General features: G+C 49.5%; 8 protein-coding genes. 3 read left to right on the plus strand and 5 right to left on the minus strand.

Annotated elements, in window-relative coordinates:
- Positions 1–101 precede the first annotated feature (101 nt).
- Complete coding sequence (locus tag OGX94_RS07845; protein ID WP_257661934.1) at positions 102–1,097, minus strand: LacI family DNA-binding transcriptional regulator; 996 nt, start codon at positions 1,095–1,097, stop codon at positions 102–104.
- A 174-nt stretch (positions 1,098–1,271) separates the two neighbouring features.
- Here OGX94_RS07845 and OGX94_RS07850 point away from each other — a divergent pair, with 174 nt between their 5' ends.
- The 3 genes from OGX94_RS07850 to OGX94_RS07860 all read left to right on the plus strand — a co-directional run bounded on the left by OGX94_RS07850 (position 1,272) and on the right by OGX94_RS07860 (position 5,011).
- Entirely contained in the window at positions 1,272–2,708 is a 1,437-nt protein-coding gene (locus OGX94_RS07850; protein ID WP_257661933.1) for a glycoside hydrolase family 32 protein, read from the plus strand.
- A 30-nt stretch (positions 2,709–2,738) separates the two neighbouring features.
- Positions 2,739–3,686, plus strand: a complete 948-nt coding sequence (locus OGX94_RS07855; protein ID WP_149335215.1) for a PfkB family carbohydrate kinase — start codon at positions 2,739–2,741, stop codon at positions 3,684–3,686.
- A 65-nt stretch (positions 3,687–3,751) separates the two neighbouring features.
- Positions 3,752–5,011, plus strand: a complete 1,260-nt coding sequence (locus tag OGX94_RS07860; protein WP_003833490.1) for an MFS transporter — start codon at positions 3,752–3,754, stop codon at positions 5,009–5,011.
- A gap of 76 nt (positions 5,012–5,087) precedes the next feature.
- On the opposite strand, the gene OGX94_RS07865 is transcribed toward OGX94_RS07860, so the two are convergent.
- The 4 genes from OGX94_RS07865 to ycgZ form a co-directional block, all read right to left on the minus strand.
- The gene (locus OGX94_RS07865) at positions 5,088–5,639 is read right to left on the minus strand and encodes a LuxR C-terminal-related transcriptional regulator (protein ID WP_003833493.1); all 552 of its coding nucleotides are present in this window, start codon (positions 5,637–5,639) and stop codon (positions 5,088–5,090) included.
- Between the two features lie 132 nt (positions 5,640–5,771).
- On the minus strand, positions 5,772–6,038 hold the full coding sequence (locus tag OGX94_RS07870) for a biofilm/acid-resistance regulator YmgB/AriR (RefSeq protein WP_148361892.1): 267 nt from the start codon (positions 6,036–6,038) through the stop codon (positions 5,772–5,774).
- 34 nt (positions 6,039–6,072) lie between these two features.
- Positions 6,073–6,345: a hypothetical protein gene (locus OGX94_RS07875; protein WP_003833498.1), complete on the minus strand. Its 273-nt coding sequence runs from the start codon at positions 6,343–6,345 to the stop codon at positions 6,073–6,075.
- A 40-nt stretch (positions 6,346–6,385) separates the two neighbouring features.
- Positions 6,386–6,622, minus strand: a complete 237-nt coding sequence (ycgZ, locus tag OGX94_RS07880; RefSeq protein ID WP_003833500.1) for a regulatory protein YcgZ — start codon at positions 6,620–6,622, stop codon at positions 6,386–6,388.
- Positions 6,623–7,077 lie beyond the last annotated feature (455 nt).

Here is a 7,077-nt window from a genome sequence, read left to right on the forward strand (position 1 = left end):
TCAGAGGCTCCCGCTGCTGCGCATCTGAAAGTTGGCACCAAACACGATGACCAAAAAGGCTGAGCTATTTTGGCAAAACAGCAGTAGCCACGTGAGCGTACTCATATTGAGGCGCGCGGAAGCCAGGGGCTGTCTACCCGCACTGTATCCCGGTGATCGAGCCCCTGGATAAGATGCAGCGCGCTAAGACGACCGATTTCATAGTGCGGCAGCTGTACCGTTGATAGCGGCGGCAAAAATAGCTCGCCGGTGCCCACCATATTGTCATAGCCCAGCACAGCGACGTCCTGCGGAATGCGCAGCCCTCGCCCCAGCAAGAGCTGGTAGATAACAAAAGCCACGCGGTCGTTACCGCACACCACCGCATCGAACATCGGGCACGCGCCTCTCAGGTAATGCCCGGCAATCTCCGCCGCATCAATATGGTGGCGCTCGCCCGGCGGAAGATAGTGGTGGAACATTGCATCAGGGTCGACACCCGCTTCACAACAAGCCCTCTCCATTCCCGCCCGACGGCGATCGGTCGCCACAATTCCTTTCGGCAGGTGGATGCACAGCAGTCGGCGATAGCCTGCGGCCAACAGCGCTTTCACGCCAAGATATTGCCCTTGTTCATCATCGGGAATATAGGTGGGGAAAGGGCCGCTTGTGCTTTCGCAGTTCGCCAGCACGCAGCGATACTTATGCAGCTTTTCCGGTACCGGTACCTGGCGCAGTCCCATCGCGGTGTAGATAATACCGTCCGGGCGATGTGCCAACAGCAGATCAACCATTTTCTCTGGCTTGTCATTGCTGAACATATTCACCACAAAGCTATTCCAACCGTGCGCCCGCGCGGTCTCTTCGATAGAGAGCGTTATCTCCACGGAAAATGGCGTAGTCATGGTGTCCAGCGCCAGCACCCCAATCGTGTTAGCAGTGGTTTTCGCGCCACGAATTTTTTTAGCGGAGAGATCGGAGACATACCCCAGCGCATCTACCGCTTCCATCACCTTTTTATAGGTTTCAGGCCGTAGTCGTTCGGGCTCGTTAATCGCCCGCGATACGGTCATTAACGAGACGTTAGCCCGCTGCGCCACATCCTTTAAAGATGCCATACCCTCTCCTTCGCCGATGTTCACTTTGCCGGGGTCTGAAAATGCGATCTCGATAACACCCGCAAAATGTTAACGTTAACTTTTGTGATTAACATCGATATTACCATCAAATCTGCGAGAAAACCGAGAATGTTAACGTTATCTTTTGATCAATTCACTTACAGGGACAAGCAAATGACGTCACTACTTTCCAAAGCCAACGAAGCCTTAAGCCAGCAGAAAGACCTTGTAAACCCGCGCTGGTATCCACGCTATCACCTGGCGCCACCGGCGGGTTGGATGAATGATCCCAACGGTCTGTCCTGGTTCGATGGTTACTACCATGCGTTCTATCAGCACTATCCGTGGCAGCCGGTCTGGGGACCAATGCACTGGGGCCATGCGCGCAGCCTCGATATGGTGAACTGGGAGCACTTGCCCATCGCACTGGCACCAGAAGGGCCGGAAGATAAAGACGGCTGTTTTTCCGGTTCAGCGGTGGTTGAAGGCAATAAGCTGGCCCTGATCTACACCGGACACAAGTTTGACGGCGAGGCGAATGAGGAAAACCTGTATCAGGTACAGTGCCTGGCCACCAGCACCGACGGGATTCACTTTGAACGCCAGGGCATGATTCTGGATACCCCGCGAGGCGCACACCATTTTCGCGATCCGAAAGTCTGGCAAGAGGGAGACAGCTGGTACATGGTGGTGGGCGCCCGGGTCGATGACGTGGGCGAAGTGCAGCTCTATCGCTCGCAGGATCTACAGCACTGGCAGTTTGCCAGCACGCTCGGCAGGGCCGATGACGGCATGGGCTACATGTGGGAGTGCCCGGACCTCTTCCCACTCAACGATAAGCTCGTCTTCATGTTCTCGCCTCAGGGCATCGCCGCAGACGGATACGATTGCCGTAACCTGTTCCAGAGCGGTTATATGGTCGGCGAATGGCAGGATAATCTCCATTTTCACGTCACCCACGCCTTCCAGGAGATGGATCACGGGCATGATTTTTACGCCCCCCAGTCATTTACCACCCCGGATGGGCGCCGCATCGTGATTGGCTGGCTGTCGATGTGGGAATCGCCAATGCCAGAACAAGCCGACGGCTGGGCGGGCATGCTTACCCTCCCCCGCGAGGTGACGCTCGATACCGATCAGCGGCTGCGTATGAACCCAATTAAAGAACTGGAATCATTGCGCGGTCCGCTCCATGTCTGGCCAGTTAGCGAACTGCACAATCGCACCCTGATGGTAGAGGAGCAGGCGCTCGCTATTGAAGTCGAACTGAGCCTCGATATCGCCCGCAGCAGTGCTGAAGAATATGGTATCGCGCTGGGTGACGGGATGCGCATCTACGTCGATAGCCAGGCACAGCGTCTGGTACTGGATCGTCGCTACCCGCAGCATGGTCTCTCTGGTTATCGCAGCGTGCCGCTGCCAGTTGGTGACCGGCTGGATCTGCGCTTATTTATCGACAGCTCCTCGGTAGAGGTATTTGTCAATCACGGTGAATATACCCTTAGCAGTCGTATTTATCCTGAACCGGACGATCGCCAGCTGACCTTATTCAGCCAGAACGGACACGCCATTTTTAATCAAGGGCAGGCCTGGCCGCTCAGCGCCAAATAAACACCCGTCTTACTGCTTTGGGGAAAAATAATGACTATCTGGACGCTCGGAGACGCCGTGGTGGATTTATTGCCGCGCGACAATATGCAGTTTGAAGCCTGTGCGGGAGGCGCTCCCTTCAATGTGGCAATCGGCGTCGCTCGCCTTGGCCGCGCCAGCGGTTTTATTGGCCGTGTGGGCAATGACACTTTTGGTCGCTTTCTGCATCAGACGCTGGAAACAGCGCAGGTGGATACAGGAAGTCTGGAGTTTGATGCACATCAGCACACCAGTACCGTACTGGTTTCACTGGCTCCCAACGGCGAGCGGCAGTTTGAGTTTTTGGTCAATCCGTCTGCCGATCAATTTCTCAGCCCGGCGAGTCTGCCCGACTTTGGTGCCGATATTCTGCACTTCTGCTCGCTGGCGCTGGTTGCCCCTGACTGCCGCGCCACCCTCGCCCAGGCAATGGCCGCATTGCGACAGACCGGCGGTACTCTGAGCTTTGACATCAATCTGCGTCCGCAGATGTGGAGCAACGAGATGCAGATGTTTGACCTTGTCAACGAGTTTGCCCGGCGGAGCGACATTCTGAAGATGTCAGAAGAAGAGCTGCTGTGGCTAACACAGACCAACTGTCTCAGTAGCGCCTGCGAACGTCTGGTTGATTTTCCTGCACGCCTGAAAATCGTCACCCGCGGTGCCGACGGCGCTATCGCTTTCTGGCAAAACAGCAGGCTAACTTTAAGCGGCTATAACGTCGAAAGTATCGATACCACTGGCGCCGGTGATGCCTTTATGGCCGGGCTGCTGGCGGCACTCGCCGAGGAAGGCTGGCCCACATCAACGTCAACGCTACTTCCACTTATCGAGCAGGCCAGCGCTTGTGGTGCTCTGGCGACCACCCGGCGTGGCGCGCTAAGCGCGTTTCCCGACAACCAACACCTGAGCAGCTTTATTCAGTCACAACCGTCGCTACGGAGGACGATTACCCCGTAATAAAGCGCACTCATTACGTCGTATCAGAAAGACCTTACAATGACCTGATCTGGATTGGAAAAATCATGAAGATAAATATGCCGTTCAGTAATGACAAATATCGGTACTCGTCCGGGTATCTGCTTTTTTTCTTTGCCGCCTGGTCGTTGTGGTGGTCTTTTTATGCGATATGGCTAAAAAATAAACTTGGTCTGTCCGGAACGGAGTTGGGAATGCTGTATGCCGTAAACCAGTTCTTTAGCATGCTGTTTATGCTGGTCTACGGTTTTCTGCAGGATAAGCTCGGCACCCGTAAACACCTTATCTGGCTGATGGGGATAGTCATCACGCTCAGCGGCCCGTTCCTGATTTATGTTTACGAACCGCTGCTGACCTCCAACTTCAAACTTGGTATGGCGCTGGGAGCCATTTTCTTTGGCCTTGGCTACCTCGCGGGTTGTGGTCTGGTAGAAAGCTTCGTCGAAAAAGTGAGCCGCAAATTCAACTTTGAATTCGGTACCGCCCGCTTGTGGGGATCGCTTGGCTACGCCGCAGGGACATTTGTTGGTGGTATCTTCTTCAGCATCAACCCACACATTAACTTCTGGTGCGTATCGGTAATGGGGGTATTATTCCTGTTGATTAACGTGTTGTTCAAAACCAACTCACCCGCCCCATCTTCTGTAAAAACGCGCTCTCCTGAACCCGACGCGCTGACCCGAAATGATTTTCTCACTATCTTTAAAGATACGCAGTTCTGGTTTTTCGTCATCTTTGTCGTCGGTACCTGGTCGTTCTATAGCATCTACGATCAGCAGATGTTCCCGGTGTTTTACGCCAGCTTATTTGACGATCCCGAACTGGCACCACGCGTATACGGCTACCTCAACTCGGTACAGGTCTTTATGGAAGCCGTCGGTATGGCGCTGGTTCCATTCCTGATTAACCGCATCGGGCCTAAATCCGCATTGCTGCTGGGCGGCACAATCATGACCTGTCGAATCCTGGGTTCAGCACTGTTCACCGATATCTATATTATCTCCTTGATTAAAATGCTCCATGCGCTGGAAGTCCCACTGTTTGTTATTTCAGTGTTTAAATTCAGCGTAGCGAATTTTGATAAACGCCTGTCGTCAACGATATACCTTATTGGCTTCAATATCGCCAGTTCCATCGGCATCATCGTGCTGTCACTGCCTGTCGGTAAGTTATTTGATAAAGTGGGCTATCAGGAAATCTTCCTGATTATGGCCAGCATTGTGGTAATAACGCTAATATTTGGCTACTTCTCGTTGAGCAAAAAGCATCATCAGCAGAAGATGGGAAATGAACTGGTGACAGAGTAGCGAAGTTTAAAATATACCGGACAGGGCCATTGGCCCTGTCGTATCCCCCAACAGTAAGTACGAACTGTCGATTTACTCAGGCATGTTCCAGCCAGTTACGGAATATTTTCGCTCGCAGTATTCCCTGAAAATCAATCAGCCCAGAACAACCAAGCTTCTTGATCAGATTCTGCCTGGCCTGGTAAATCGTTTTTAAATGTAGATTTAACAAGGCGGATATCTCAACAATAGTTCGCCCCTCCCCTAACTGCGTTAAAATATATTTATCTCGCGCAGTTAGAGAAATATTTAGTTCCGACTGATTGTCGTGTATACCGCCAGAACGAGTAATATCAATAATAAATTGTTTGAATGTGGCAACGCTAACATCTATTGGCAGTCTGTAAAGTGATAAATCATTGAGATATCTGTACAGATGACCATCAATCAGCAGTACCAGACGATGCGTACTCAGATCGTAATTTTGTCTTTTTACCGCGTTAAAGTGATTCGCGGTAAAGAACACCAGTCGCGCCTTATCATCTTCAAAAACGATATCTGCAAGAATATTCTTTAACCCTTGCCTGATAAAAATATCATCAATCCATAACTCTGCGTTTCCAGTGTATTCCTGAACGATGTTCATCATTATGGCCTCAATGAAAAATCACAATTGTTCTAGAGAAGGTGCTATGTATAGTCTTAATCAAAAAATGCTCAGCATGAGTGCTTTCAGCATATAACAAAGGTGCTGTACATATTATATTAATATGAAGACTTTTTAGACATCGTCAGCTGTGTAGCGTAACACTATTTCCAGGGTCTTTCTGATAATATCGGCCTGAACAACGTCAACTGTTGACTCCAGAGAACCAATCAGGCTTAAAATGATGTTTTTATTATTAACATTATCACCTGCAAGAATTACATTTGTTACCGCCTGCCCCAATACCGCAGACTCATCTGCTAATAGCTCACCTGCATTATGGAAGTAACTTGATAAAGCTTTATCCGTCATTACACTGTGGACATTAATTTCATGAAGCATGGTAACCTCGCTTGTATAGTCTGGAAGATTATCTTTAATGTAATTTAGGGTTTTTGCTGGCACTGAAAGCACTCTCATCTCTGGTTTTATCCGGTTTTCTACTTATCTTCCCCGGATTAATGTTTGTAAAATCATTGATAACGCTGTCAATTAATTGCTTGCGTGTGCTATCTATTTCACTGGCCTGCATAAGTCGCAATTGCTTAATCACTGCAGCTAACGAAACGTCTGTATGCATTCGCAAAATTTCTAGCACAGCCAAACCTGTAATTTCATGTTTCAGGCGTTCACTATCAGTTTTCTTCATAACTCCTTCACTACTTACCCCTATAAGTAAGGGGTTTGTTTTATTCAAAAAGCAGGCCAATTAACGCATTGTAATGTTTCTGTTCTTTCTCCCCGGATGCTTTTTCAAGACGACACAGAAGCTTGGTGCAAAGTGATTTGCGGTTCAGATTTCGTCCATCCTTGAGTATCTCAGTGACGATTTCTCCCAATGTTTCCTGTTGAGTTGGCAGATGCGCCTTCGCAAAGTAACGAGAAATCGCGCTTGCAGTATCAGTGCGAACGGTATGCTGCTGCATGTCATGCTCCTGTAACAAAATGCTGGTGAATATTAAGTTTTATAACAGTAGAAAAGTTGTACCAAAAATGTGTACAACGCTAACCATCAATTTTTATCAAAAAGTGCTAAATCAATACAATCAGTAAGTTAGGTAAACACCAAACTACATAAAATCAAATTCATCTGTACAATCCACTTCGTTTAACGAATGAATTCGATCTGTTTAAGGGTCTTTGTTTGTAAAAATAAAGTTAGAATAATGTATTAAAATCAGGACATAAGCTGGTTTGTTTGATACTGTCCATATCTCTTCCCTTCCCTTGATCCCGGACTGTCCATGCTCACGACCATTATTTACCGTAGCCATCTACGTGATGACGCCCCCCTCAGAGCGCTTGGGAAGGTGCGAATAAGCAGGTCATTTCTTCCCAAGCTGACTCGCTGATTAAAATTTCGCGGATCTGGGCCGATTTT

Origin of the sequence: Citrobacter sp. Cpo037, assembly GCF_030332945.1 — a bacterium.
Taxonomy (GTDB): Bacteria; Pseudomonadota; Gammaproteobacteria; order Enterobacterales; family Enterobacteriaceae; genus Citrobacter; species Citrobacter portucalensis.

Coding starts and splice junctions, on each gene's coding strand:
- OGX94_RS07855 (WP_149335215.1), top strand. CDS start 2,739: ATGACTATCTGGACGCTCGGAGACGCCGTGGTGGATTTATTGCCGCGC.
- OGX94_RS07870 (WP_148361892.1), bottom strand. CDS start 6,038: ATGCTTCATGAAATTAATGTCCACAGTGTAATGACGGATAAAGCTTTA.
- OGX94_RS07850 (WP_257661933.1), top strand. CDS start 1,272: ATGACGTCACTACTTTCCAAAGCCAACGAAGCCTTAAGCCAGCAGAAA.
- OGX94_RS07875 (WP_003833498.1), bottom strand. CDS start 6,345: ATGAAGAAAACTGATAGTGAACGCCTGAAACATGAAATTACAGGTTTG.
- ycgZ (WP_003833500.1), bottom strand. CDS start 6,622: ATGCAGCAGCATACCGTTCGCACTGATACTGCAAGCGCGATTTCTCGT.
- OGX94_RS07860 (WP_003833490.1), top strand. CDS start 3,752: ATGAAGATAAATATGCCGTTCAGTAATGACAAATATCGGTACTCGTCC.
- OGX94_RS07865 (WP_003833493.1), bottom strand. CDS start 5,639: ATGATGAACATCGTTCAGGAATACACTGGAAACGCAGAGTTATGGATT.
- OGX94_RS07845 (WP_257661934.1), bottom strand. CDS start 1,097: ATGGCATCTTTAAAGGATGTGGCGCAGCGGGCTAACGTCTCGTTAATG.